We start from the raw sequence: 25,893 nt of genomic DNA, 5'->3' as shown, positions 1-25,893 counted from the left end.
GGTCCGGGGGGTCGTCCCCCCGGGGGAAATGACGCGGAGACGCGGCCGGCGCTTTTAGCCGGCACGCGTCGCTCCGCACCGCAAAAGGGCCCCGAAGGGGCCCAAACGCTGGTGTCGACAAGAGCAACCCCGTGGGGCGGCCACGAGCCGGCACCGTGGGGGGTCCGGGGGGTCGTCCCCCCGGGGGAAATGACGCGGAGACGCGGCCGGCGCTTTTAGCCGGCACGCGTCGCTCCGCACCGCAAAAGGGCCCCGAAGGGGCCCAAACGCTGGTGTCGACAAGAGCAACCCCGTGGGGCGGCCACGAGCCGGCACCGTGGGGGGTCCGGGGGGTCGTCCCCCCGGGGGAAATGACGCGGAGACGCGGCCGGCGCTTTTAGCCGGCACGCGTCGCTCCGCACCGCAAAAGGGCCCCGAAGGGGCCCAAACGCTGGTGTCGACAAGAGCAACCCCGTGGGGCGGCCACGAGCCGGCACCGTGGGGGGTCCGGGGGGTCGTCCCCCCGGGGGAAATGACGCGGAGACGCGGCCGGCGCTTTTAGCCGGCACGCGTCGCTCCGCACCGCGTGGAGGTGGGGGGAATTGAACCCCCGTCCATCGTCGATGTTCCAGGTCTTCTCCGGGCGCAGCCTGCAAAGTCGTTCTACTCGGCCCCGGCGCTCTCACAGGCAAGTTCGCCGACAGGCCCAGCCGCCGTAGATGTCCCCACTCGGCCCCGCGGCCGATCCGAGCAGGTAAGCCCTCTAGCTGAGGCCAGGAACCGGGTCGAAGGCGTCCCCGGGCTGACCCTTCGCGTTAGCTCGCTTTAGGCAGCGAGAGCGAAGTTAGTGCGCGTGTTATTGGCACTTATTGGTTTCCAGAGATCGTTAACGAGATAACCCTGGATCCTCGGCCCGCTTCTCCTGAAGCGATCGCACGATGTCGAAACCGTTCACCCCCTCTTGAGTTGTCAAACCCCGACCGAGGTCGAGGCGAGCACCACAATACCGTTCAACGCCCGGCCACCGCACGTCCATTCCCGGCGACCGCCCCGCCAGGCGGCCGCCGGAACTGGTCGAGGTCAGGGCAGGACCTTCACCACGCCCTGGCTGCTGCCGCCAGCGCCGTCCCAGTCGCCGACCAGGGGCTTGTCGCCGGTGTCGCCGAACGTCACGGACTCCGTCGTCTCCGGCGGGTCGATGCCGCTCACGCGGAAGTAGAACGTGCGGTTGCCCGGCCGGTACAGCCCGGGCTCGTCGCGGCCGTCGCCGCGCCAGTCGCCGATCAGCGGCTTGTCGCCGACGTTCCCGTACACCAGCGTCCGCGTCGCGCCGTCCGGCAGCCGCAGGTCGAACGCCGTGCCCTCCGGCCGGTAGACGCCGACGTCGGACACGCCGTTGCCGTCCCAGTCGCCGACCACCGGGACCGCGAACTTCGCCCCGTACGCCAGCGGCGACGTCGACCCGTCCGCGAGCCGGCGCAGGAACGTCCCGGTCAGCGGCGAGTACACGCCCACCTCGTCGCGACCGTTCCCGTCCCAGTCCCCGACGATCGGCTTGTCGCCCGATGAGCCGAACGTGATGTTCACCTGCCCGACCCCGCCGGCGAAGTCGTTCCGCAGATGGAACGTCTGCGTGTCCGGGTTGTACACCCCCGGCGTGTCACCACCGACTCCGTCCCAGTCGCCCGCGATCGGCACCATCGGTGTGTTGCCGTACGAGAACGCCGGAATCGTCGCCACCGAAGACGTCCGGCTGTTCGACAGGAACCACCGCAGCACGCAGATCTCGGCCGCCGGTTGCACGTCCTCCGACGCCGAAGACGAACGCACCACCGACCACACCGCCGACGCACCCAGGACGCAAGATGCCACCACCACAGCGGAAACCAGCTGTGTCAAGACGCGCTTGCTCATCCCCAGCCCCCTCACTTGTCCAGCCGGTAGAGCGCAGCCGCGCCCGGCGCCAACGAGACGTCGATCCGCGTCCGGTCCGGCACCGCCGTGTATCCACCCGAAGCCGGATCGAACAACGACACCGCCGTCACCGACGAGTGCACCGACAGCGAAGACGTCGCCGTGGCGTTGAACCGCCGGTTGGCCACGAGAATCCACCGCCGCGCCGTCGTGTCGCGGAGCTGCCCGAGGACGACCGGGCTGCCGGACGTCGCGGTAATGTACGTGTCAGGCGAGAAGCCGACCGCGCCAGGAGGCAGCGGCAACTCGTTCGCGTGCACGACCCGTTCGGACGTGAGCGGCTTCACCTGCGCGCCCACCTGCCTCAGCCAGGTCGTGTTGACCACCTTCGCCCCGTCGTACAACGGCGTCCGCTCTCCAGCGGCCGTCATCAACGCCGGCCCGAACGCCTCGCCGCGGGCGGGGTCCGGCTGCCAGTAGGTGAAGTACTGGATGCCCTTGCATCCGTACGCCATGCTGAGGTTGCTTTGCCACAACAACTCAGCCTGGTTGGGGAAACGGCGTCCGGCGTACTGGACGCTCTGGATGTAGACCCACGACGGGATCCCCGCGCGCAGCGCCTCGGAACGGATGATCGACCAGTTCTCGAAGTAGCCCGGCTGCTCGCTGCCCGGCGCCGTCGTCAGCGGGTACCGGTCGAACGACAGCAGCGGCGGCTTCAACGTGTCGACGAACGAGCGCACCATCGTCTGGTAGCCGGCGCCCGTGCCCGGGACCAGGTTCGAGTACAGCAGGTGGTTCGGCGCGACCTCTCGCGAGATCGCGAATGCCCTGCCCAGCGTGGGGAAACGCGATGCCGGTGGCTCGTCGCCGAGGCTCCAGCCGACGAACGAGTCGACTCCCTGGTACCGGTTCAGGACTGTCGTCGCCAGCGTGCGCGCGTCGTTCGACGTGATCGACATCGGCACCGAACGGTCGTCGCTGATCGTGAACCGCCCCGCGTAGTTGGCGACATCCTGATCACCGCCGACGAGGAACTTCAGCCCCACCGCGTCCGCCATCCGCATCGCGTGCAGCATGATGTGCGCGTCGAGCAGGTAGTTGCCGCCGATGACGAACGTGAACCCCGCTTCGCGAATCTCCGCGTACCGCTCACCCGTCGTCTCGAACGGATGCGGAGGCCAGAACAGCCCGATCGGGAACTCCGTCCCGCCGAGGAGCGGCAGCCCTCCACATGCCGCGGCCGCGACGACCGGCGCCGATCTCGGGCTGGCTTGGGCCGGCCCGTTCAGCATCCGCTGCCCGACCGGCACCGCCGCCGCGGCGACCAACCCCACCGCGGCCCCGCGCAGAATCGCGCGCCGATCCACCCTCCGCTCCTTCGGGAGCGGGTTCTGCTGTTGCTCCGATGACACGATGCCTCCCCGGTACGACGGCCTTGTCAGGCAGAACGATGCAACCTAGTGCAACGTTGGAGAAGCTTCCTTCGCCGTACCGAACGGTGCTTGACACCCGGACGACTCGACACCTTGCCATCCAATATCCACAGGTGTTGAATTAGCGCCGTGGACACCAAGCGAGCAGCGCTCGGGAGTGCGGCGTTCTTCGTCGCGGCGCCCGGCACGGTCGTCGGGCTGGTTCCCTGGCTCATCACCCGTTGGGACCTCGACGGCGGGTGGTGGCCAGCCCAAGTCCTCGGCGCGGCGCTCGTCGTCACCGGCCTCGTCCCGGTCGTCAGCGCGTTCGCGCAGTTCGCCCAGGCCGGCGGCACGCCGATGCCGCTCGCGCCGACGCAGAGGCTCGTCGTCACCGGCTTCAACCGCTACGTCCGCAACCCCATGTACGTCGGCCTGCTCGTCGTGATCCTCGGCCAGGCGCTCCTCTTCACCAGCCCCGGCCTCGTCGCCTACGCCGCCGCGGCGTGGGCCGCCACGGCGACGTTCGTCCGCTGGTACGAGGAACCCACCCTGCAACGCACCTACGGCGCCGAGTACGACGAATACCGTGCCAACGTCCGCGGCTGGCTCCCACGAAGGCGCCCCTGGACGCCGACGAGCTAGCCCAGAGCGAACGGATTCGGGATAGCGTCCAGCAGCTCCCGCGTGTACGGATCCCGCGCCGACCGGATCACGTCCAACGTCGGCCCGCTCTCCACCAGTCGACCGCGATGCAGCACCAGCACCTCGTCTGCCAACACGCGCGCCGACAGCAGATCGTGCGTGATGTAGAGCATCGCGATGGACCGTTCCCGCACCAACCCATCCAACAGCTCCAGGATCTCCGCCCGGATCGACACGTCCAGCATCGAGATCGGCTCATCAGCCACGATGATCTCCGGGTCCGGCGCCAATGCCCGCGCGACGACGACCCGCTGCTGCTGCCCACCGGACAGCTGGTGCGGGAACTTGTCCACGAACTGCGACGCCGGCGACATCCCCACCGTCTCCAACAGCGCCGCGACCATCGGCCCCACCGTCGCACGCGTCGCCCCGCGGTAGTTGATCAACGGTCGGCTCAGCGTGTAGCCCACCGTTCGCGCCGGGTTCAACGCCGCGAACGGGTCCTGGAACACCAGCTGGATGTGCTGCCGGTAGTCCTTCAACTGCCGCTTGGACAGCTGATCCACCCGCAACGACCCGAACGTCACCGACCCCGACGTCGGCCGCTCGACGCCCGTCACCAACCGCGCCAACGTCGTCTTGCCACTGCCGCTCTGGCCGACCAGCGCGGTCACCATCCCCGCCCGCAGGGCGAACGACACGTCCTTCACCGCGTCGACTTGCGACACCTTCAGACCGCGTCGCGTCCGGTACGTCTTGACCGCCGACGAGACCGCCAACACCTCGTCGCCGTGCACCCGCGCGCCGCCCGAGCTCTTCGTGAACACCTCGCCGTCCACCTCCGGCCGCACGACCTCACCCGGCGGGGCCGCGTACTGCGCCTCCGCCACATGGCAGGCCGCCTCGCCGCCACCCATCGGCAACAGCACGGGCTCGTCCGTAAGGCACTTGTCGACAGCTTCCTTGCACCGCGCCGCAAACATGCAGCCCTGCAAGGGACCGCCGAGGTCCGGCGGACGCCCGGGGATGTACGCGATCCGCACCGACTCCGACCGCGGGTCGGCGTACGCCCCCAACAGACCGCGGCTGTACGGGTGTATCGGCTCGGTCAGCATCGACCGCGACTTCTGGTCCTCGACGATCTTCCCCGCGTACATCACCATCACGCGGTCCGAGATCTCCATCACCGTGCCGAGATCGTGGCTGATCAGCAGCACCGCGAAGCCCTGCGACTGCTGCAGAGCGCGCACGTTGTCCAGGATCGACCGCTGCACGATCACGTCGAGCCCGGTCGTCGGCTCGTCCAGCAGCACGAACCGCGGCTTCAACGCCAACGCCAGCGCGATCGACACCCGCTGCTTCATCCCACCCGACAGCTCGTGCGGATAGAACCGCATGAACGACGGCTCGATCATCACCATCTCGAGCAGCTCGCCGATCCGCGACCGCACCGCGGCCCCACGTAACGACGTATGTTCCTCGATCACGTCACGGAACTGGGCCTCGATCGAGATCACCGGGTTCAACGAGTTCATGCTGCTCTGGAACACCGTCGAGATGTCCCGCCACCGCAGCTTCCGCAGCTCCTCGCCCCGCAGCGACAGCAGGTCCATCCCGTCGAACGTCACCGACCCACCCGTCACCCGACCGGGCGGCGGCAGCAGCCGCAGCAGCGCGTTCCCGAGCGTGGTCTTCCCACTCCCCGACTCACCGAGCAGACCGACGAACTCGCCGTCCTGCAGGGTGAACGAGACATCCCGTACGGCGCGAGTCGGACGCCCCGATCCGTACGCGACGCTGAGCGACTTCACGTCCAGCAGAGACATCTCATCCCTCCCGCAGATGGGGGTTGCTCAGAGCGTCCACGCCGAAGTTGATCAACGTCAACGAGGTAAGCAACAACGCGATGCACAACCCTGGAACACCCAGCCAGACCCACTGCCCGGTGAGCATCGCACCGGAGTTGTTGGCCCAGAACAACATCGTTCCCCAGCTCACCGTCGTCGGGTCGCCGAGACCGAGAAACTCCAAGCCCGCTTCGGCTGCGATCGCTCCGCCGGCCGCACCGAGGAAGCCGGCGACGACCAACGACATCATGTTCGGCATGATCTCGCGGAACACGATCCGCAACGTGCTCTCGCCCGCGAACCGCGCCGCCGTGATGTAGTCGCGTGCCCGCAACGTGAGGATCTGCGCGCGCTTCACCCGCGCACCCCACGCCCACCCGGTGACGCTGATCGTGAAGACGATCAACCACAACCCACGCACTGGCGAGTACGCCGCGATCGTGATCATCAACGGCAGAACGGGAACCACCAGCGCGAGGTTGATGAGGAACGAGAGAACGTCGTCAACCCAGCCTTGCAGGTAGCCTGCGGTCAGCCCGACGAGCAGCGCGATCACCGTCACCAACAGCCCCGCCACGAGGCCGACGATGATCGACGTACGTGCGCCGTACACCAATTGGGACAGGATGTCCTGCCCCGACGCCGTCGTTCCCAACGGGAACGCGCCACCCGGCGCGAGCGACTGCTCGAACTCGGTCGACTTCGGGTCGTGCGGAGCGATCAACGGAGCGAAGACTCCCACGAGCACGAAGACCGCGAGCATCACCAACCCGACGCGACTCTTCTTGTTCGCCCACAGAATCGCGAACCACTTGGGCATCCGCGACTTCCGCGCCTCGGCGATCTCGCGTTCGACGAGCGCTTCGGACTCCTCCGGCTTCGCGACCTGGCCGATCGGCGTACTCATGCCTGCGCCTCCCGTCGGACCCGCGGATCGAGAATTCCGTAGAGGATGTCGGCGAACAGGTTCGCGAGCAGCACTCCGATCGTCGTGAACAAGAAGATCGTCTGCATCAACGGGTAGTCCCGGTTGGAGATCGCGTCGAACATCAGCTTCCCCATGCCTGGATAGCCGAAGATCATCTCGACCATCACCGTGCCGCCGAGGATCGCGCCGAGCCCCATCGCGAAGCCGGTGACGTTCGGCAGGATCGCGACGCGTGCGCTGTAGGTGAGCGCGACGCGACGCGTCTTCAGACCCTTCGCCTGCGCGAGCCGCGTGTAGTCCTCACCGAGCGTGTGCACCATGTTGTTGCGCATGCCGAGGATCCACCCGATCGGCGCCGTGATCAGTAACGACAGCGCGGGAAGGGCGCCGTGGTACGCCGCGTCGGCGAGGAACGCGGCCGACAACGACGGTTCGATCTCGCCGCTGTAACCGCCGGACTCCGGGAACCAGCCCAACGAGAACGCCAGCACGTAGATGAGAATCAGCGCGATCCAGAAGAACGGCAGCGTGCCGAGGAACGTCGACCCGAGGCTCACGACCGAGTCGAACTTCCCGTTCCGCTTCCACGCTGCCGCGGCACCGAGGAGCGTCCCGATGACAAAGCCCACCACGTGCGTGATCCCGACCAGCACGATCGTCCACGGCAGCGCTTCGGCGATCATGTGCGTCACCGTGTAAGGGAAGTACGTGTACGAGATGCCGAAGTCGCCCTGGAAGACCGACCCGAGATAGTCGAAGTACTGCTGGAAGATGTTGCCGGTTGGCAGACCGAGCATGAGCTGCACCGCCCGGACCTGGGCCGGGTCGATCGCCTCCGGGCTCTGGCCTGCCAGCCGACTCAGCATCGTCTGTGCGGGGTCGCCCGGCTGGAGCCGCGGGATGATGAAGTTCAACGTCACCGCGGCCCACAGCGTGAGCAGGAAGAAGGCTCCCCGACTGACGAAGTAGCGCATCGGCTACCCCTTGAAGTCCGGGTTCGGACGCAGCTTCGTCACGATCAGCAGCTGGTTGTCCGGGCCGCCGTACGGGTCCTTCTCGTTCGGCCAGCCGATCGCCTTCTCCGTTCGGTACTGGAACCACTTCGCCCCGTACCACAAGGGAACGTCGGGCACCTGCTCGTACATGCGCATCGCGAGCTGCTGCACGAGTGCCTTCTGCTGCGCCTCGTCGACCGTCTTGACGAGCTGGTCCAGCAGCTCATCGGTCTTGGCGTCCTTGAAGCGGATGTAGTTGGTCGCCGCCGGCTTGCCGATCGGCGCGGTCTGGCTGCTGCCGAACGGGTGCTGGAACGACTGGTAGATGTTGCAGTCGCCACCGTGGACGCCGAACATCATCTCGAAGTTGCCGGACTTCGCGTCCGCGTCGGTCTTCTCGTACTGCGGGGTCTGCAGGTCGATCGTGATACCGAGCGCGGCGAGGTTCTTCTGGACGATCTGCGCTGCCTGGATCCAGTCGACCCAACCGTTCGGCACCATGAACGAGAACGTCATGGGCTTGCCGTCCTTGCCGAGCAGCTTGCCGTCCGCGTTGGTCGTGTAGCCGGCGTCGGCCAGGGTCTTCTTCGCCTGCGCGGCGTCGTACGGGATCTTGCCGTCGTTCTCCAGACCGGCGGGCAGCCAGTCCTTCTGACCAGGCAGGACCAGCGAGGTCTGGCTCGCGGTCTCGACGTACCCGAACTGCGCCTTGTTCTTGATCTCCTCGCGGTCGATCGCGTAGGTCAACGCCTTGCGGAACTGCAGGTCGTCGAACGGGGCCTTGGTGAGGTTCATGGCGATCGCGATGTTGCCGCCCGGCGGGAACCAGTAGTGGTTGTGCTCCGGGTCCTTCGCGACGAACGTCTTCTCGATCTCCGGCACGAACATCGCGTTCCAGTCGTACTCGCCGCGGGCTAGCCGCAGCTTGTCGACCTCGGCGCTTCCCGTGGCCTTCTTGAAGAACAGCTCACGAATCTTGACCTTGTCGGCCTGCCAGTACTGCGGGTTGCGCTCGAGCACGAGCTGCTGGCTGTTCTGGCTCTTGACCTTGAAGGGACCGGTGCCCACGGCCTGTGGGTTGGTGAACTTCGTCGGGTCGGCCTCCTTGGCCCAGATGTGCTCGGGCACGATCGCCGTGTCCACGATCTGGTTCAGGGTCGGAACCGAGGGAGCCTTGAAGGTGAACGTCACCTGCTGGTCGCTGTCGGCGGTGACGCTGGACAGCTTGGACCACAGTCCGTTCGTGTCGAGCGCGGGCGACTTCTTGAACAGGTTGAACGTGAACTCCACGTCCTTGGCGCTGAACGGCTTGCCATCCGACCACTTCACGCCGGAGCGGGTCTTGACGACGAGCTTCGACGGCGTCTCCCACTCGTAGGCCGTGCCCAGCCACGGGGTGATCTCGCAGCTGTAGCGGTTGGTCATGAACAGCGGTTCGAACGTGTACTCCGTGGTGAGCTTCGTCGCCAACAGGAACGGGTTGAAGTTGCGCTGCGGGGCGTTGCCACCACCGAAGTCGCCCATGTTGAGTCGCGCGACCATGCCACCCGCGGACCCGCCGCCGGAGGCGCCTGGCCCTCCGCCGTCACCACCACTACCACCGCACGCCGCTGCTGTTGCTGCGACGAGCACGAGCGACGACACCACCGCCGCGATCCGTACGTTCACGTCGAACCTCCTGGATCGATCTGTCCCCGTGCTTGTGTGTGAGCTGCGTTCAGACACCGCTGCCGCAGCCGCAGCTGCCGCGGATGACGACCTGCGTCTCGATCACGCGGTCGAGCGACGCGTCGATCTGACCGTCGACGTGTCGAAGCAGTAAGCGCGCGGTCTCAGCACCGAGCTCGCGCATGGGTTGATGAACGGTGGTGAGCCCGCTTGCCATCAGGCCCGCCATCGCGATGTCGTCGAAACCGGTGACCGCGATGTCCTGCGGAACGCGCAGCCCGCGGTCCATGACCGCGACGACCGTGCCGAGCGCCGTTTCGTCGTTCGCGCACACGACCGCTCTTGGTCGCCGCGGGAGCTCGTCGAGCATGCGCGCGGTCGCGATGAACCCGTCGGACTGTTGCAGACCGACGCGGATCGGCTCGTGCGGCGGAGCGATGCCGGCCTGCTGGTGGGCTTGCAGAAAGCCTTGCCAGCGGTACGTCGTGTCGGGCGAGCCGGCGGGGTTGCCGACGAACGCGAGGTCGCGGTAGCCGTGGTCGACGAGCAGGTGGGTCGTAAGTCTCGCCATCGCGGCGAGATTTTCGGTGCGGATGGTGGGGACGCCGAGCACGGGGCGGCTGGCGAGGAGCAGAACCGGGTCGCCGCGGTCGTGCAGTCGCCGTACCTGCTCGTCGGGCAGGACGCCGCCCATCACGGCGATGCCGTCGACCCGGTCGACCATGTCGAGCACGAGGTCGACGGACTCGCGGAGCAGGTGCGTCCCGAGGATCACGACGCCGACGCGCGCCTTGACCGCCTCGTCCTCGAAACCGGCGATGACCTCGGAGTAGTAGGGGCCGGCGAGGCCGGGGAACACGATGCCGAGCGCGGAGTGCCTGCCTGCGACGAGCGCACGTCCGAACGGGCTGGGGCGGAACTTGTGGCGTTCGATCGCCTCTTGGACCTTGCGCCTGGTCTCCTCCGAGACCTGGCCGACACCGCGCGCGACCCTGGACACAGTGGCGATCGAGACGCCAGCGTCCTCAGCGATCTGGTGCAGTGTCGGTCCGCGCTTGCTCATCTGGCCCCGGCTCTGGGAGGGTTGCTGTAAAGCGTGCGGTAAACGTTTGCAGAACGAGTTTTCAGGATCGTAACCAGCCGGAAACCTGACTGCAAGAGGTGAAGCCTTGATCGACATCCGGCGCAAGCAGCTCGTGATCGACGGTGTCCCGCGGATCGTGCTTGCGGGAGAAGTCCACTATTTCCGACTTGCGCGAGACGAATGGGCTGATCGGGTCGACAAACTGGCGGCAGCCGGTTGCGACACGGTCGCTTCGTATATCCCCTGGCTTGTGCATGAACTACCCGACGGAACGTTCGATCTATCTGGCCGAAGTCGGCCAGAGAACGACCTCGGGGCGTTCATCGACCTGTGCGCTTCGCGCGGAATGCGCTTTCTCGCGCGGCCGGGGCCGTTCGTCATGGCGGAGCTGAAGAACGAGGGGCTGCCGTATCGCGTGTACGAGGAGCACCCGGAGATCGTTCCGGTGTCCTGGGACGGGTCGGCTGTGTCCAGCCGGACCGTGGACTACCTGGCGCCGGCCTATCTGGAGGAGTGCGCGCGGTGGTACGCGGCGGTGATGCCGGTGCTGGCGTCGCGGCTGGCTCCCGCTGGCGGTCCGGTGATCGCCGTGCAGCTGGACAACGAGGTCGGGATGTTGTCCTGGGTGACGAACTCGCCCGACCTGACCGACTTCGTGTTGGCGGATTTCGTTGCTTGGTTGGGGAAACGGTGGTCTGCCGAGGCTCTGGCTGCGCGGTATCCGTTCTCGATGGATGCTCCGTTGTCCGAGATTGGGTCACATCTCCGTTCGCCGGGCGAGGAGTGGGTGGGCGCGTTCACGCAGGACCTCGGGCACTACCAGCGCGATCGTTTCGCCCGGTACATCGCCGCTTTGCGGTCGTTCGCCGAAACTTCCGGAGTGACCGGAGTCCCGTTCATCGTGAACGTGCACGGCACGAGCAACGGGCGAGGGGACACGTTCCCGATAGGCATCAGCCAACTCGTCGATACTTATCGGGGCATCCCGGGTCTCGTGGCGGGAACCGACCACTACCTCGGCGAGCTCACGCCGCGGAACGTGACGGATCTGTATCTGATCAACGCGTTCATGGATGCGGTGAACGACGCCGACCAGCCGCTGACCTCGGTGGAGTTCGAGGCGGGCGACGGCGACTACGGGAACGACCTGTCGGTGGTGCACGATCCTTCGACGGTCGACCTGAAGACGCGGCTGTGCGTCGCGCAGGGCAACCGGTTGATCAACTACTACATCTTCACGGGGGGCGTCAATCCGCGCTTGCCTACGCTGGTGGGCGATGGGAACGACCGGATCGGCTTCACGGGTGAGCGTCACGGCGTGCACGCGCCGGTGGGGCCGGAGGGGCAGCTGAACCTGTCGTACTCCCGGACAGCCGCCGTAGTGGGTGCGGTGAAGGCGGTGGAGCCGTTGCTGGCGACGATGTCGGAGCAGCATGACGACGTCGCGTTGGCGTTCGTACCGGACTACTTCATGACGGAGTCGGTGTATCCGTCTTCCGCGCTGGCGAAGAAGATCTCGGACAACCTGTCGCGGCATCGGTTCGGCGGACCGGGGCAGATGATGGCGCGGGCGATGCTGTTGGGTGGGTATCGGTTCGGGTCGGTCGCGCTTGACCGGTCGTACGCGCGCAACGCGCCGTTGACGCCGGATCTCGTTCCTACGTTGGCCTTTGGGTCGGCCTCGTACCTGTCGCGCGAGGTGCAGGTCGCGCTGGTCGAGTATCTCCAAGCGGGTGGGCGTTTGCTGCTGTGTGGGGAGGTGCCGGCGTTCGACCTCGAGGGGCGGCCGTGCACGGTGCTGCGCGACGCGTTGGGGTTGGTGCCTCGTTCGTTCATGCACTCTTCGCACGCGTACTTCGTGTCGGTTTGCGCTGCTGGCTGGGCGGCGCCACGGCCGGAGCGGCGGGTCGGGTACGCGCAGGGCTTCGCCGCGTCGTCGGACGCGTTCCTGGTCGACTATCAGACCGGTGACGGGTGCGGCTTCGACCTGACGGTCGGGGCGGGTCGCGCCGTGGTGATCTCGTGCGACTACCCGGGCGACATCTCGCTGTACCGCTCGGCCTTGGAGCGGCTGGGCGCGCCGGCTCGGGTGCGGCACGACGCCTCGCGTTCGTCGCTGGTGGTGACGACGACTGCCAACGACGCCGGGGAACGGTTCGTGCACGCGCTGAACCTGGACGGGTACCCGGCCGAGTTCTCGCTGACCGAGGACGGCGCGCCGTTGTTGGAGGGGGCGCGCGTCTCGCTACCGGGGCGGGGTGCGGTGATGCTGCCGGTCGGCTTGCAGGTGCCTGGCGGGCATCTGGCGTACGCGACGGCGGAGCTGGCGTCGTTCGGTCCGGACTCGATGTCGTTCCGCCCGAGCCCGGGCGGCTTGGTGGCGGCCTTCGCGACCGACCGCACGGTGGTCGCCTCCGCCGGAGAGGTGTCGCTGCGCAACGGCCTTCAAGTGGTGTCCGCGGGGGCCGGCCTGGTGGAGGTCCAGCTGACCTGAAGATTCTTTCGGCGGGATGTCGTATCGCGGCTGCCTCGTTCGTCGGTGGGGTGAACCGAACGAACGAGAGGAAGCGACCATGTACCAGTACCTCGACAACACCGCCCGCTACGAAGCCCTCGTACGCGAAGCCAGCCACGACCACCTAGCGCACTCGGTACGCGCGTCCCGACCGCGGCAACCCCTACTCGGCTGGGTCACCCACCTCACCACCCGCGTGCTCAGACTCGCGTGACGGGGGAAACTTCTCCGGACTGGCCTCATACTCGGCCAACGCTTCCTCACCGTCGTAGGCCGAGGAGAACTCGATGACCGACCCATCATCACGCCGGACCAGCAGCGGCCCATTCCCAATCAACCGGTGGCGCCGACTTCTCGTCCGGACATACTCAGCCGTGTTGTAGACGAAGAGCCACCCATAGTCGCGCTCAATCGTCCACTCATCGTCGACGACCCGCTCCTCGCCCTCGGGATACGGCTTGGACCGCGCGTTCCGCAAATGCGTCTCCGCAATCCGAATGGCTTCCTGCCTACTAAGCACTGATCCACCCTCACCCGGTCCGGTAGATGTCGAAGGTCTTGAAACTATGTGGATCGTGCTCCGCCACGATGTTCTTCTGCCCGTCCACCCAGTACACGTCGCCGTCGAAGTTCACGGCATTGTAGGCGTGGGACTGGTGCTGGTTCTTCCAGCCGATCACGATCGCCCGCGCACCCGGGCCAGCATCGAGCAGAAGTCGCTCGACGTCATCACCCTCGAGTTCCTCGACGTAGTCAATCTGCCGCGCCGACATCGCCGCGTCGAGGTAGTGCTGCTGCTGGTCCTCGGTGGGGCCGGCGGCGGCTGGTCGGCCTCGAAGGACATCGTCGACAGCCATGGCGCATTCCACGCAGTTGTGGCTCGAACGAGTGGGGTTGATGTGCTCGAGCAGGTCCTGCAAGACGTCCGGAGCAAGCTTCCCGTCGGCCTCATCGAGTGCGTCGGCGAACACCTGCTCGGCGTCCCGGACCGCGGTGGCTTCCTTCTCGCTGAGCGCCTTGTCGCTGGTGTCGAGTTCGTAGACCCGAAGCGACCTGCGCTCAGCGCAAGGAACCTGACTCCAGCGATCCGAATCAATGGGACCGAATTCGTCTTCCAGCGGCGCCTCGACAGGCTCAGCGACTGTGGGAGGCGAGTCGACCTGATTGGGGGCAGGGCTGTCGGACGTTCCGCCCACCCTCTTCTCGAATCGTTCCGCAGATGCGGCGCGGACTTTGGCGCTCAGACCGCGCAGAACAGGGCTGTCTAGGCCGGGTACTGGTGGGGCTGGTTCGCGGCGGGTCGATACGTGGTCTGTGGGGTTGTACGTCGGCGTTCGGGGGTCGAAGGATTTGGCGTCCGCCGCTCGGTCGAGTTCCTTGACGCGGGCAGCGGTCCGGGGGTGTGGTGGCTTCCTCGACGGTGTCGCGCAGCTCGGGCATCAGACCCCGATCATGCCCGCATCCTGCTGACTGTGTCGATTCCGCTCATCCCACCTCGTCACCAGCGACGAAGGAGGCTCAGACGGCTGTCAGACGCGACGTTCCGTCGGAGGATGCGCCTCCGGGTGTGCCTCGTAGTCGGCCAACGCCTTCTCTCTCGTGTACGAGGTCGGGAACTGGATGACCGATCCACTCTCGCGCAGGACGAGGAGGGGTGCGTTGCCCACCAGGGCGTCGCGACGGTTCCTCGTACGCACGAACTTCGGTGGTGTTGTACATGAACAGCCACCCGTAGTCCCGCTCGATGGTCCACTCGTCGTCCACAACGAGTGTGTCGGGGCCCGGAGGCAACCTGGATCGCGTGCTCCTCGGCGATGCGTACGGCGTCCTGCTTGGTGATCATCGTTCGCCTAGGTCACCGCGCGCGAGCGAAGACCCGCGTCACGTTGCCGTCGTCGTTCGGGCGGCTGCCCCGGTCCTCGAACCCGCACTTCTCCGCCACCCGGATGGACGCGACGTTGTCCTGGTTGGCCTCGAGGAGCAGCTCGGTCAGGCCGAGCTCCTCGAGAGCCCACCCCGTCACCAACTCCACCGCCCTCGGCGCCACTCCCTTCCCTCGATGGGAGGGAAAGACGCTGTAGGCAATGGCCGTGCCGTCCTCGCGAACCTGCAGATTGACAAGCCCCATCGCCTCATCGGTACGAGCATCCGCAACGATCATCGGCGCGGACGTACCCGACCGCCAAGCCGCCTCGACCCGCTCCATGCTCGACGCGCGAGCGGCCTCATCCATCGGCTCGTCATCCAACCACCGCCGCGTCTCCTCATCCCTACTAGCTGCCGCGATCGCGTCGAGATCCCCCACCACTCGCAGTCGCACCGAGACAAACCCATCCGTCAATGGCTTCGACGGCGGCTCGATCGGAGTCACGAACGAGCGTCCGCGGGGGGAAACTTCTCCGGATCACCCTCGTAAGCCGCAAGCGCCTCCTCACCGCCATACGAGGAGAAGAATCGAATGACGGCCCCGTCGTCACGCCGAACCAGAATCGGCCCGTTGCCGACCAAGCTCTGGTGCGGATCGCGGGCGCGAAAGTACTCAGCCCTGTTGTAGGTGAACAGCCAGCCGTAATCCCGCTCGAGAGTGAGCTCATCGTCGATCACGCGCTCCTCGGCGCCCGTGTAGGGCCCATACCGTCCGCGATTGAGGTAGTCGTCGAGGATGCTGACCGCATCCTGCTTGGTGATCACTGCTGCCCGCCTCCGCTGGTCAGATAGAACTCGAGGCTCTTGTGGTTGTGCGGATTGCGCTCCGTCATCAGGTCCTGCTGCCCATCCAGCCAGAAGACTTCGCCATCGATGTTCGCGACATTGTAGGCGTGCACGGGACGCTGATTCCGCCAGCCAACAACGATCCCGCGCGCACCAGGGCCAGCCTCCGCGACGAGCTGTTCGACGTCCGCCGACGTGACATTGTCGAGGTAGTCGAGCGAACGAACCGAGAGAGCGGCCTTGAGCTCATATGGCGGTTGATCAGGGGTCGGGCCGGCGACTGCCGCACGTCGGGACAGCACGTCATCCACGGACTTGGCGCACTCCACGCAGTTCATCTCCGAGCGGGTCGGGTTGATGTACTGGAGTGCTTCTTGAACGTCATCAGCGGTGAGGTCTTCGCCGGCGTCGTCCAGGACCTCGGCGACGTGCTCCTGCGCCTCTCTGATCTGGCTGACCTCGCCCTCGGTCAGAGCAGCCTTGCTGCCATGCAGTTCGTAGGCACGTTGCGGACGGCATTCGACACAGGGGACTTCGCGGTAGCGGTCGGCGTCGATGGGGCCGAAGGCGTCGGTCTCGGGGACTTCCACCGACTCCACCGCAGCCTCGGGCCCGTCTGGGCGCGGTGCGGCTGGGCTGTCGGACGTTCCCCCGACGCGCGGCTCGAAGCGGTCGGCTGAGGCGGCGTGGACCTTGGCGCTCAGGCTGAGCAGCACTGGGCTGTCGAGGCCGGGCGCGGGTGCTGCGGGCTCGCGGCGGGTCGAGACGTGGTCGGAAGGGTTGTAGGTCGGCGTCCGCGGGTCGAAGGCCTTCGCGTCCGCGGCCCGGTCGAGCTCCCGCACGTGGGCAGCGTCGATGGGCGTGGCGTCGACGGATTCGCGCAGGTCGGGCATCGGGACTGATCATGCCCTGTCGATTCCGCCGATTCCATCCGTCATCACTACATGCACGCACTCATTGCCATGACGCCGACCGGCCAGCACGAGACAGACGAGCTCCAAGGCGCCCACGAGGAGTTCATCGGCGCCCTCGAGCGGGACCACCGGGTCATCCTCGGCGGCGAGCTCAAGCCCCCGCTCGCCGGTCACCTCGGCGCGTACGTCGTACGTTGCCGCGACCTCGAAGAGGCACAGCGGCTCGCCGAACAGGACCCGCTCGCGAAGAGCGGCGCCATCACCGTCCAGGCGTACGAATGGCAGCTCGTCGGCGTCGACCCCGAAGCCGTCGATAAGGACGCACTCCTCTTCCCCTAGCCAGCCCGTACGCTCCAACTACGTGCCCACTGTCGCCGCGATCGGTCTGCTGGTCGGCGCCCTCTCGTTCGCGGTCGTCAGGCCACGCGGGCTCGCCGAGGCGCTGGTCGCCGTACCCGCCGCGGCGCTCGCGATCCTCACCGGCCTCGTCCCCTGGCACGACGCGGCGACCGAGGTCAAGGCGATGGCACCCACCGTCGGCTTCCTCGCCGCCGTCCTCGTCCTCGCCCGCCTCGCCGAGGAGTGGAGCGTCTTCGCCTACCTCGGCGCCCTCGCCGGCAAGGTCGGCCGCACCAATCCCAAGCACCTGCTCGCCGTCGTGTTCGTCAACGCGAGCGTCGTCACCGCCGTCCTGAGCCTCGACGCGACCGTTGTCCTGCTCACGCCCGTCGTCCTCGCCGCCGCTATCAAGGCAGGCGCAAGAACGAGGCCACACCTCTACGCGTGTACGCACCTCGCCAACTCCGCCTCGCTCCTCCTCCCCGTCTCCAACCTCACCAACCTGCTCGCCTTCGACGCCAGCGGCCTGTCCTTCGGCCGCTTCGCCGCGCTGATGGCACTCCCCTGGCTCGCCGTGATCCTGGTCGAGTACGCCGTCTTCCGACGCTTCTTCAACAACGACCTCGCCGCAACGACTACGCCAACCCAGCAGCCGAAGGTCAAAGCTCCCAAGTTCGCCCTCGCCGTCCTCGCGGCAACCCTCCTGGGATTCGCCGCCGCAGACCCGCTCGGCATCCACCCCGCGTTCGTCGCGATGGCCGGAGCAGCGGTCCTCGCGGCACCCAAGCTCAGACGATCCAAAGAGTTGGTGAAAGCCGCCAACCCCGGCTTCCTCGCCTTCGTCCTCGCGCTAGGCGTCCTCGTCCTCGCCGTCAGAAGGCAGGGCCTCGACGACCTCATCGCCCACGCCGTCCCCCACGGCACCAGCCTGCTCGCGCTCCTCGCCGTCGCCACCATCGCAGCCGTCCTGGCCAACCTGCTCAACAACCTCCCCGCCACCCTCGTCCTCCTCCCCGCCGTCCAGCACGAGCCGGCCCTCGTCCTCGCGATGCTCATCGGCGTGAACGTCGGTCCCAACCTCACCTACGCCGGCTCCCTCGCCACCCTGCTCTGGCGCCGCATCCTGCACGCCACCGGCGAACGACCGCTGACCAGCGACTTCCTCAGGCTCGGCGCGATCAGCGTCCCCGCCACACTGATCGCCGGCACCACGGCATTATGGGTGGCTTTGATAACATTTTAGGCCTTATTTCGGAGATGTCCGTTTATCACTCAGCGCAGTCTCAGTAACACCACGTAACGTTCGAGACGTGATCTTGGGGCGTTCGAGAACGGCACTCGCGTGCTGGTTGGTGCTGGTCATGGTCGCTCAGGCGGGGGCGCTGGTGGCACTCCATCGGTTCTTCGTCGGCAGCCCGCTCGGGCAGCTCGTCGAGACCGCCAGCCTCGCCGGCAACGTGTACGGGAGGGACCGCATCCTCCCGCTCGTCGTCGACGTCCTGAACCTCGTCTCCGTCCTCTCCCTCGCCGTCGCCACCATCGCGATCGGCTTCATCGCGCTGGCCAGGCGGCGCGTCGGCCTCGCGCTGGTCGCGATCATGGTCATCGCCGGCAGCAACCTCACCACCCAGATCCTCAAGGACGACGTCTTCACCAGGCCCAACTACGACATCGACGGCGTCACCCGCGTCGCGAACAGCCTGCCCAGCGGGCACACGACGGTCGCCGCCTCGGTCGCGTTCGCGCTCGTCCTCGTCCTCCCGGCGCGGCTCAGGGGCGCCGGCGCACTGCTGGGCGCGGGGTACGCGGCACTCACCGGCGTCGCCACGCTCTCCGCCGGCTGGCACCGTCCCTCCGACGCCGTCGGCGCGTACCTCGTCGTCGGTGCCTGGGCCGCGTTCGCCGGCATGCTGCTCGTCGCGTTCCGCCGCAGGAACACCACGACCAGCGGGGGCGGCCACCCCATCGTCGTCGCCGTGCTCGCGACCGTCAGCGTCGTCCTGCTGATCTGCTCAGCGCTCATGCTGCGCGAGATCAGCGCGGCGTTCCCCGTGCTGTGGCGCGAGTTCGGCGACGACCGGTTCCTCACCGCGTACGTCGGCGGCATCGCCGGCATCGCAGGTACGGCCTGCGCGCTGATCGCGATCTTCCTCGGCACCATGTACCTGGTCGTCCCGCGCAGGACCGTTCCGCGCCAGCGCCGTACGCCGGACGACCACCCGCCCAGGCACGCCCGCGTCGCCACGCCCGCCTGAAATACCCTGCTCAGAAGGGTTGGCGCGGGGCTACCAACGGGTAACACTGATGGGTAGCCTCAGGCGGAAGGGGACCTGTCCCATGAGCCAGACCGCTCACGTGACCGAAGCCGAAGCCCGTGCTGTCGCGGAAGCGGCGCGCGAGAAGGCCTGGGCGAAGCCGAGCTTCGCGAAGGAGCTCTACCTGGGCCGGCTGCGGCTCGACCTCGTCCACCCACACCCGGCGTCGCCGGCGGACAAGCAGGCCAAGGGCCAGGAGTTCCTGCGGAAGTTGCGCGCGTACTGCGAAACTCTCGACGGCCAGGTGATCGAGCGCGACGCCAAAATCCCTGACGAGTACGTCAAGGGTTTCGCCGAGCTCGGAACTTTCGGTATGAAGATCCCCGAGTCGTACGGCGGCCTCGGCCTGGCGATGATCGACTACGCCCGCGCGCTGATGCTGATCGGTTCGGTGCACCCGAGCCTCGCCGCGCTGTTCTCCGCGCACCAGTCGATCGGCGTGCCCGAGCCGGTGAAGCTGTTCGGCACCGACGAGCAGAAGCAGGCGTTCCTGCCGCGCTGCGCGAGCGGCGCGATCAGCGCGTTCCTGCTCACCGAGCCCGACGTCGGCTCGGACCCCGCGCGGTTGCGGATGTCGGCGGTGCCGTCCGAGGACGGCAGTGAGTACGTGCTCGACGGCGTCAAGCTCTGGACGACGAACGGTGTCGTCGCCGAGCTGCTGGTCGTGATGGCCCGGGTACCCGCCTCCGAAGGGCATCGGGGCGGCGTGTCCGCGTTCGTCGTCGAGGCCGACTCGCCTGGCATCACGGTCGAGAACCGGAACGCGTTCCTCGGTCTGCGCGGCATCGAGAACGGCGTCACGCGATTCCACCAGGTCCGCGTACCCGCCGCGAACAGGCTCGACCAGGAGGGGCGCGGGCTGAAGATCGCGCTGACCACATTGAACGCCGGCCGGCTGTCGATCCCCGCGACCTGCGCCGCGGGTGCGAAGTGGTGCCTGAAGATCGCGCGCGAGTGGGCGGCGACCCGCGAGCAGTGGGGCCGTCCGGTCGGCAAGCACGCCGCGGTCGCGAACAAGATCGCCTACATCGCGGCGACGTCGTACGCGCTCGAGGCGATGCTCGAGCTGTCCGCGGAGATGTCGGACCAGGGTGACCTGGACATCCGGCTCGAGGCCGCGATCGCCAAGCTGTACGCGAGCGAGCACGCCTGGCTGGTTGCCGACGAACTGGTGCAGATCCGCGGCGGACGTGGGTACGAGACCGCGGATTCCCTTGCCGCACGGGGCGAACGCGCGATCCCGGCCGAACAGATCCTGCGCGATCTGCGCATCAACCGGATCTTCGAGGGCTCGACCGAGATCATGCATCTGTTCATCGCGCGCGAGGCCGTCGACGCACACCTGCAGGCCGCGGGCGAGCTCGCGGACCCGAAGGCGGAGCTGTCGGTCAAGGCGAAGGCTGCGGCGAAGGCGAGCGGCTTCTACGCCAAGTGGTTGCCGCATCTCGTTGCTGGCAAGGGACAGGTGCCGACGTCGTACGCGGAGTTCGGCGTGCTGGCGAAGCATCTGCGCTTCATCGAGCGGGCGTCGCGGAAGCTGGCGCGCAACACATTCTACGGAATGGCCCGCTGGCAAGGGAAGTTGGAGTTCCGTCAAGGCTTCCTTGCGCGCGTGGTCGACATCGGCTCGGAGCTGTTCGTGATGACGGCGGCGATCGTGCACGCGCACCGCGACCGGGCCAAGGATCCGTCCGGTCAGCTGCTCGCGCTGGCGTTCTGCGAGCAGGCACGCGTACGAGTCGAGGAGCTGTTCGACCGGCTGTGGCGCAACTCCGACGACACCGACTACGCACTCGCCCGCAGCGTACTCGACGGCAAGTTCACCTCGCTCGAGGAGGGCGTCCTGCACCTCTACCCCGAGGCGCCGTGGATCTCCTCGTGGGCGTCTGGCCCGTCGGAGAAGGAGAACCTCGCGCGCCGCATGCTCTAGTGCTCTAGGCGCGGCCGTAGACGGAGACGTGGGCGAGGCTGGTGCCGGTGAACGGTTCGCCGTGCCAGCCGCCGAAGCGGTCGACCAACCTCAGGCCGGCGAGACGCGCCATCAGGTCGAGCTCGCCGGGCGTGACCAGCCGGCACACGATCGGCTGGAAGCGAATGCCCTGTGGGGTAAGGCGAACGTGGTTCTCCTCGAGCAACTGCGTGACCGGGTCGTACCGCGCGACGTCGAACGTCACCCGGTCGAACCCGACGTGCTCCGCCTCGACGTAGTTGGGCTTGCGTTCGTCCACCCAGGCACGCGGGATCGCGGCCTCGATGACGAACACGCCGTCTTCGGTCAGATGGCGCGCGGCGTTCTCGAAACAGCGGATCTGGTCGTCCGCGGTGAGCAGGTTGAAGATCGTGTTGAACACGAGGTAGACGACGCCGTACTCCCGGCCGGTCGCGACGGTGGTCATGTCGCCCACGTGTACAGGGATGCTGGCCTTCTCGCGCAGCCGTTCGACCATGTCCGGTGAGAGCTCGATGCCCTCGACCTCGACACCGGACTCGGCGAGCGGAACGCCGATTCGCCCTGTCCCGATGGCGAATTCGAGTGCCGGTCTGCCTGCCGCTAGGGCCGAGAGGAACTCGACTGCCGGGCCCTCGTCGCCGCGAGGTGCGTTGTCGTACTCCGCCGCCACCTCGGCGCCGAAGCTTGTCGCAGGATCGAATCGCTCCATGGTCGCGAGCCTTCCGCTTGCCTTGCTCTCGACACAAGTGATTTAGAACGCGGCCTCGAGGATCGCTGTGTAGTCCTCGGCGGTGGCCGGGCGCGGGTTGGTGGCGTGGCTGTGGTCGTTGAGCGCGCCTTCGACGATGCGGGGAACGAGGTCGCGCGGCACCTCGAGTGCGGTCAGGGTGGCGGGCAGGCCGAGGCGTTCGTTCAACGCCACAAGCTCGTTCGGCAGGTCGGCCTTCGGCTCCAGGCTCAGCGCGGCCTTCAGGCGGTCGAGCTTCGCGCCCAGTGCTGGCGCGTTGAAGCGCAGCACGCCGGGCATGAGGATCGCGTTCAGCGTTCCGTGGTGCAGCGGCCGTTCCGACGCACCGCCGAGCGAGTGGCTCAACGCGTGCACGCCGCCGAGGCCCTTCTGGAACGTGAGGCCGCCTTCCAGCGCGCCCATCATCAGGTCTTCGCGCGCGGCGAGGTCGGAGCCGTTGGTGACGGCGCGTTCGAGGCTGCCCCACACCCGGCCGGCGCCGTCGAGTGCGATCGCGTCGGCGGGCGGGTTGAAGCGCGGCGAGCAGAACGTCTCGATGCAGTGCGACAACGCGTCCACGCCCGTCGCGGCGGTCAACATCGGCGGCAGTCCGAGCGTCAGCTCTGGGTCGCAGATCGCGCGGAGCGGGATCAGTCGCTGGCTGAGGAAGCCGAGCTTTCGCCCGTCGGACAAGGTGATCAGGGCACCGCGGCCGACCTCTGAGCCCGTGCCGGCGGTGGTGGGGATCGCCAGTAGCGGGGCGACCGGGCCGATCTTCGGCATGCCGCCGAGGATCGCCGCGTACTGGTCCAACGGTTCGGGATGGGTCGCGAGCAGCGCGGCGCCTTTGGCCAGGTCGATCGGGGAGCCGCCGCCGAGCGCGACGATCCCGTCGGCGCCGCTCTGGACGTACGCCGTGGCCGCCGCGCGGACGGCCGCCTCGGTCGGGTTCGGCGGAACTTCCAGGAATCGCACGTGTTCTTCCGGAAGAAGGGCGGCGACGCGGTCGACCAGGCCGGTGGCGGCGAGGCCGTGGTCGGAGATCAGGAACGGCTTCGTGACGCCCAGCTCGGCCAAGGTTTCGGGGAGGCGGCCGAGAGCTCCCGCGCCGAACTCCACCGTGCCGAGATAGCTGATGACTCCGGTGCCGCTCATCGCCCTCCCTCTAGTGCGCAACCGTGGCGGGTTGGCCGCACCACTCCGCCAGCGCCGACCGTACCGCGTCGAACGCGTCGGACTCCTCCGTTGCCCACGCCACGGCGCCGACGACGATCACCTCGGTGGAGGGGGAAGTGGCCACGGGATGACCTCCAAACGGCTGGGCCTCGCTTGCCCCATTTGCCCTGCTGACGAGCAGGCCATCCCAGATGGCTCCGGTAGCTCCCGAGCGACTCCCCGGTGAGGGCGGCGAATGATCATGTTTACATGATCATTCGCCACTCTACCTGGGATACACCCCGCGTAGAGCACCCACACGCCAGGTAAAGCGGCATCGGTGCCCATCCGCCAGCACCCCCGAGTTGCCCATCAGGCCTAGCTGGCGGCGGGTTGGCGGCGGAAGGTGCGGCGGTAGGTCAAGGGGGCGACGCCGAGGGTGGCGTGGAGGTGTTGGCGGAGGGACGTGGCCGTGCCGAAGCCGGCGTCGCGCGCTACCCGGTCCACGGGCAGGTCGGTGGACTCGAGCAGGTGCCGCGCGCGTTCGATTCGCTGGCGGGCAAGCCACTCCCCTGGGCTCACGCCGGTCTCGTCCCGGAACCGGCGCGTGAACGTCCGGATGCTCATCCGCGCATGTCCCGCCATCGTCGCCAGGTCGAGGCGGTCGCCGAGCCGGTTCAGCATCCAGGCGCGGGTGCTCTGGGTCGTCGCGTTCGCGAGCTCCGGCAACGGCCGTTCGATGAACTGCGACTGCCCACCATCGCGCCACGGTGGCACGACCGCGCGCCGGGCGGTGCGGTTGGCGACGTCGCTGCCGTGGTCGGTACGCACGACGTGCAGGCACAGGTCGATCCCCGCACCGATGCCGGCGGACGTCAGCACGTCGCCGTCATCGACGAACAGCACGTCCGGGTTCAGCTTCACCCGCGGATAGAAGCGGCGGAACCGCTCGGCGTGGATCCAGTGCGTCGTCGCCGGCCGGCCGTCGAGCAGGCCGGCGGCACCGAGAACGAACGCGCCGGTGCAGATCGACATCAGCCGCCGCCCGTCGCTCAGTACCTGGGTCAGCGCCTCGGTCAGCTTCGCGTCGAGCGTTCCGTCCTCGAACGGCGGCCCGCCGTGGATGCCGACGACCACGACCGTCTCGGCCTCGTTCACGACCTCCAGTCCGTGGTCGGGAACGATCTGGAACCCCGTCGTCGTCCGCACCGGCCCGCCGTCGGGCGTGCAGACCATGACGTCGTAAAGCCGCCGATTGTCGGCGTTCCGGGCGGTACTGAAGATCTGGGTCGACGACCCGACGTCGAACGCCACGACGTGGGGAAGCGCGAGGACGGCGACGCGATGCTTCGGGGCCATGGCCGGATTCTTTCACATGTTGGCCACCGGGCCACTGGCATCCGTGAGCGGCTTCCTCCACGATCGATGACTGTGACCACCGCCTCGACCGACGCCAGCCAGTCCTCGGACCTCCCCTCGGATCCCTCCGGCGGGCGCCGCCCGCGCCTGCACCGTGCCTGGTTCGTCGCCGGCGTCGCGTTGCTGGTCCTCGTCGGCGCCGCCGGCTTCCGCGCGACTCCCGGCGTACTGATCACGCCGCTGCAGGAGGCGTTCGGATGGTCGCGGGGAACGATCTCGTTCGCCGTTTCGATCAACCTGCTGCTGTACGGCCTCACCGCACCGTTCGCGGCGGCCCTGATGGAACGCTTCGGGCTCCGCAAGGTGCTCACCGGCGCGCTCGTGCTGATCTCGACCGGGGCCGGCCTGACCGGGTTCATGACGTCGAGCTGGCAGCTGATCCTGTGCTGGGGCGTGCTCATCGGCCTCGGAACCGGCTCGATGGCGATGGCGTTCGTCGCGACGATCACGGGGCGATGGTTCGTCAAGCATCGCGGCCTGGTGACCGGTGTCCTGACGGCGGGCGGCGCCACCGGTCAGCTGGTCTTCCTTCCGGTGTTGGCGAATCTCGTCCAGAACCATGGCTGGCGGTCGGCCTCGTACACCGTGGCGATCGCGTCGCTGGCAGTCGTTCCGCTGGTGGTGCTGTTCATCCGGAACTTCCCGCGCGACGTCGGGTTGAAGCCGTACGGTGCGAAGGCGACCGATCCCGAACCGAGCGGGCCGACCGCGATCGGCGCCGGTCGAGCGCTCAGCGTGCTCAAGTCCGCCGCGAAGAAGAAGACTTTCTGGCTACTGGCCGGCGGGTTCGCGATCTGCGGGATCTCGACGAACGGGCTGATCGGGGTCCACTTCATCCCCGCCGCGCACGACCACGGCATGCCGGAACCGACCGCTGCGGGACTGCTGGCGCTGGTGGGGATCTTCGACATCATCGGAACGATCCTGTCCGGCTGGCTCACCGACCGGATGTCCTCGCGCGTCCTGCTCGGCGCGTACTACGCGCTGCGCGGCGCCTCCCTGCTGATCCTGCCTTCGATGTTGGACGCGACCACGCATCCGTCGATGCTGTTCTTCATCATCTTCTACGGGTTGGACTGGGTCGCGACCGTTCCGCCGACGATCAACCTGTGCCGGCAGCACTTCGGCGAGGCGGGGCCGATCGTGTTCGGCTGGGTGTTCGCCTCCCACCAGATCGGCGCGGCACTGGCGGCGACGGTTGCCGGCGTGATCCGCGACAACTCCGGCTCGTACACGTTGGCGTTCTGGGGTGCCGGAGCGCTCTGCTTCGCCGCCGCCGCGATGTCGCTGGCGATCCGCAGCCGGACCGTTGTGCAACAGACGTTGTAAAACAGCTGTTTCAGTACACGTGTTTTACAACGCGTGTTTTAA

At 67.5% G+C, this 25,893-nt stretch carries 25 protein-coding genes and 1 other RNA gene; 8 read left to right on the top strand and 18 right to left on the bottom strand.

Going from position 1 to position 25,893, the window contains the following annotated elements; genetic code table 11:
* Nucleotides 1-563 precede the first annotated feature (563 nt).
* The 3 genes from ssrA to JOD67_RS14730 all read right to left on the bottom strand — a co-directional run bounded on the left by ssrA (nucleotide 564) and on the right by JOD67_RS14730 (nucleotide 3,263).
* Nucleotides 564-938: a transfer-messenger RNA gene (gene ssrA / locus JOD67_RS14740) on the bottom strand.
* Nucleotides 939-1,059: 121 nt separating this feature from the next.
* A complete protein-coding gene (locus JOD67_RS14735) occupies nucleotides 1,060-1,893 on the bottom strand; it encodes a hypothetical protein (RefSeq protein ID WP_205118011.1) in 834 nt (277 codons plus the stop codon).
* An 11-nt stretch (nucleotides 1,894-1,904) separates the two neighbouring features.
* Nucleotides 1,905-3,263 carry a hypothetical protein gene (locus JOD67_RS14730; protein ID WP_307782399.1) on the bottom strand — a complete coding sequence of 453 codons (1,359 nt, stop codon included), beginning with the start codon at nucleotides 3,261-3,263 and terminating at the stop codon, nucleotides 1,905-1,907.
* Between the two features lie 195 nt (nucleotides 3,264-3,458).
* Here JOD67_RS14730 and JOD67_RS14725 point away from each other — a divergent pair, with 195 nt between their 5' ends.
* Nucleotides 3,459-3,953: a methyltransferase family protein gene (locus JOD67_RS14725; protein WP_205118010.1), complete on the top strand. Its 495-nt coding sequence runs from the start codon at nucleotides 3,459-3,461 to the stop codon at nucleotides 3,951-3,953.
* On the opposite strand, the gene JOD67_RS14720 is transcribed toward JOD67_RS14725, so the two are convergent.
* The 5 genes from JOD67_RS14720 to JOD67_RS14700 are packed head-to-tail and all read right to left on the bottom strand — an operon-like array spanning nucleotide 3,950 to nucleotide 10,454.
* Nucleotides 3,950-5,779: an ABC transporter ATP-binding protein gene (locus JOD67_RS14720; protein WP_205118009.1), complete on the bottom strand. Its 1,830-nt coding sequence runs from the start codon at nucleotides 5,777-5,779 to the stop codon at nucleotides 3,950-3,952. The two genes, JOD67_RS14725 and JOD67_RS14720, sit on opposite strands and share 4 nt — an antisense overlap.
* Before the next feature lies 1 nt (nucleotide 5,780).
* A complete protein-coding gene (locus tag JOD67_RS14715; RefSeq protein ID WP_205118008.1) occupies nucleotides 5,781-6,707 on the bottom strand; it encodes an ABC transporter permease in 927 nt (308 codons plus the stop codon).
* A complete protein-coding gene (locus JOD67_RS14710; RefSeq protein ID WP_205118007.1) occupies nucleotides 6,704-7,702 on the bottom strand; it encodes an ABC transporter permease in 999 nt (332 codons plus the stop codon). Before JOD67_RS14710 ends, JOD67_RS14715 begins: the two co-directional genes overlap by 4 nt.
* Nucleotides 7,703-7,705: 3 nt before the next feature.
* Nucleotides 7,706-9,391 (bottom strand): ABC transporter substrate-binding protein, encoded by a 1,686-nt coding sequence (locus JOD67_RS14705; protein WP_307782398.1) that lies wholly within the window; start codon nucleotides 9,389-9,391, stop codon nucleotides 7,706-7,708.
* A 49-nt stretch (nucleotides 9,392-9,440) separates the two neighbouring features.
* Nucleotides 9,441-10,454 carry a LacI family DNA-binding transcriptional regulator gene (locus JOD67_RS14700; RefSeq protein WP_205118006.1) on the bottom strand — a complete coding sequence of 338 codons (1,014 nt, stop codon included), beginning with the start codon at nucleotides 10,452-10,454 and terminating at the stop codon, nucleotides 9,441-9,443.
* A gap of 133 nt (nucleotides 10,455-10,587) precedes the next feature.
* Between JOD67_RS14700 and JOD67_RS14695 the strand changes: the two genes are divergently transcribed.
* Nucleotides 10,588-12,969: a beta-galactosidase gene (locus JOD67_RS14695; RefSeq protein ID WP_307782739.1), complete on the top strand. Its 2,382-nt coding sequence runs from the start codon at nucleotides 10,588-10,590 to the stop codon at nucleotides 12,967-12,969.
* 79 nt (nucleotides 12,970-13,048) lie between these two features.
* Entirely contained in the window at nucleotides 13,049-13,204 is a 156-nt protein-coding gene (locus JOD67_RS14690) for a hypothetical protein (protein ID WP_205123373.1), read from the top strand.
* Here the strand turns inward: JOD67_RS14690 and JOD67_RS42385 are convergent.
* The 6 genes from JOD67_RS42385 to JOD67_RS14660 all read right to left on the bottom strand — a co-directional run bounded on the left by JOD67_RS42385 (nucleotide 13,154) and on the right by JOD67_RS14660 (nucleotide 16,595).
* A complete protein-coding gene (locus JOD67_RS42385; RefSeq protein WP_205118004.1) occupies nucleotides 13,154-13,510 on the bottom strand; it encodes a YrhB domain-containing protein in 357 nt (118 codons plus the stop codon). The genes JOD67_RS14690 and JOD67_RS42385 overlap by 51 nt on opposite strands.
* 10 nt (nucleotides 13,511-13,520) lie before the next feature.
* Nucleotides 13,521-14,186 (bottom strand): toxin glutamine deamidase domain-containing protein, encoded by a 666-nt coding sequence (locus JOD67_RS41905; protein ID WP_205118003.1) that lies wholly within the window; start codon nucleotides 14,184-14,186, stop codon nucleotides 13,521-13,523.
* Nucleotides 14,187-14,519: 333 nt separating this feature from the next.
* Entirely contained in the window at nucleotides 14,520-14,687 is a 168-nt protein-coding gene (locus tag JOD67_RS14675) for a hypothetical protein (RefSeq protein ID WP_205118002.1), read from the bottom strand.
* Between the two features lie 158 nt (nucleotides 14,688-14,845).
* A complete protein-coding gene (locus JOD67_RS14670; RefSeq protein WP_205118001.1) occupies nucleotides 14,846-15,310 on the bottom strand; it encodes a GNAT family N-acetyltransferase in 465 nt (154 codons plus the stop codon).
* A 47-nt stretch (nucleotides 15,311-15,357) separates the two neighbouring features.
* The gene (locus JOD67_RS14665; RefSeq protein ID WP_205118000.1) at nucleotides 15,358-15,681 is read right to left on the bottom strand and encodes a YrhB domain-containing protein; all 324 of its coding nucleotides are present in this window, start codon (nucleotides 15,679-15,681) and stop codon (nucleotides 15,358-15,360) included.
* Nucleotides 15,678-16,595: a toxin glutamine deamidase domain-containing protein gene (locus JOD67_RS14660; RefSeq protein ID WP_205117999.1), complete on the bottom strand. Its 918-nt coding sequence runs from the start codon at nucleotides 16,593-16,595 to the stop codon at nucleotides 15,678-15,680. The genes JOD67_RS14665 and JOD67_RS14660 overlap by 4 nt, the downstream gene beginning before the upstream one ends.
* 51 nt (nucleotides 16,596-16,646) lie before the next feature.
* On the opposite strand from JOD67_RS14660, the gene JOD67_RS14655 reads away from it, so the two are divergent.
* The 4 genes from JOD67_RS14655 (at nucleotide 16,647) to JOD67_RS14640 (ending at nucleotide 21,200) form a co-directional block, all read left to right on the top strand.
* Nucleotides 16,647-16,955 (top strand): YciI family protein, encoded by a 309-nt coding sequence (locus JOD67_RS14655; protein ID WP_205117998.1) that lies wholly within the window; start codon nucleotides 16,647-16,649, stop codon nucleotides 16,953-16,955.
* A gap of 22 nt (nucleotides 16,956-16,977) precedes the next feature.
* Nucleotides 16,978-18,198, top strand: coding sequence for an SLC13 family permease (locus JOD67_RS14650; RefSeq protein WP_205117997.1), 1,221 nt, complete (start codon nucleotides 16,978-16,980; stop codon nucleotides 18,196-18,198).
* A 67-nt stretch (nucleotides 18,199-18,265) separates the two neighbouring features.
* A complete protein-coding gene (locus tag JOD67_RS14645) occupies nucleotides 18,266-19,210 on the top strand; it encodes a phosphatase PAP2 family protein (RefSeq protein WP_205117996.1) in 945 nt (314 codons plus the stop codon).
* A gap of 82 nt (nucleotides 19,211-19,292) precedes the next feature.
* Nucleotides 19,293-21,200 (top strand): acyl-CoA dehydrogenase family protein, encoded by a 1,908-nt coding sequence (locus JOD67_RS14640; protein ID WP_205117995.1) that lies wholly within the window; start codon nucleotides 19,293-19,295, stop codon nucleotides 21,198-21,200.
* 4 nt (nucleotides 21,201-21,204) lie between these two features.
* On the opposite strand, the gene JOD67_RS14635 is transcribed toward JOD67_RS14640, so the two are convergent.
* The 4 genes from JOD67_RS14635 to JOD67_RS14625 form a co-directional block, all read right to left on the bottom strand.
* Nucleotides 21,205-21,930, bottom strand: a complete 726-nt coding sequence (locus JOD67_RS14635; RefSeq protein ID WP_205117994.1) for a class I SAM-dependent DNA methyltransferase — start codon at nucleotides 21,928-21,930, stop codon at nucleotides 21,205-21,207.
* A 42-nt stretch (nucleotides 21,931-21,972) separates the two neighbouring features.
* The gene (gene gbd / locus JOD67_RS14630) at nucleotides 21,973-23,103 is read right to left on the bottom strand and encodes a 4-hydroxybutyrate dehydrogenase (RefSeq protein WP_205117993.1); all 1,131 of its coding nucleotides are present in this window, start codon (nucleotides 23,101-23,103) and stop codon (nucleotides 21,973-21,975) included.
* A 10-nt stretch (nucleotides 23,104-23,113) separates the two neighbouring features.
* Nucleotides 23,114-23,248 carry a hypothetical protein gene (locus JOD67_RS41175; RefSeq protein ID WP_275577072.1) on the bottom strand — a complete coding sequence of 45 codons (135 nt, stop codon included), beginning with the start codon at nucleotides 23,246-23,248 and terminating at the stop codon, nucleotides 23,114-23,116.
* A 233-nt stretch (nucleotides 23,249-23,481) separates the two neighbouring features.
* On the bottom strand, nucleotides 23,482-24,462 hold the full coding sequence (locus JOD67_RS14625) for a GlxA family transcriptional regulator (RefSeq protein WP_205117992.1): 981 nt from the start codon (nucleotides 24,460-24,462) through the stop codon (nucleotides 23,482-23,484).
* Nucleotides 24,463-24,534: 72 nt separating this feature from the next.
* Here JOD67_RS14625 and JOD67_RS14620 point away from each other — a divergent pair, with 72 nt between their 5' ends.
* Entirely contained in the window at nucleotides 24,535-25,851 is a 1,317-nt protein-coding gene (locus tag JOD67_RS14620; protein WP_307782397.1) for an MFS transporter, read from the top strand.
* The last annotated feature ends 42 nt before the right edge of the window (nucleotides 25,852-25,893 follow it).

The sequence above is a fragment of the Tenggerimyces flavus genome (genome assembly GCF_016907715.1).
In the GTDB taxonomy this organism is placed as follows: Bacteria; Actinomycetota; Actinomycetes; order Propionibacteriales; family Actinopolymorphaceae; genus Tenggerimyces; species Tenggerimyces flavus.
Note: the sequence above shows the minus strand (reverse complement) of the source record. Positions and strands in the feature narration are given on the sequence as shown.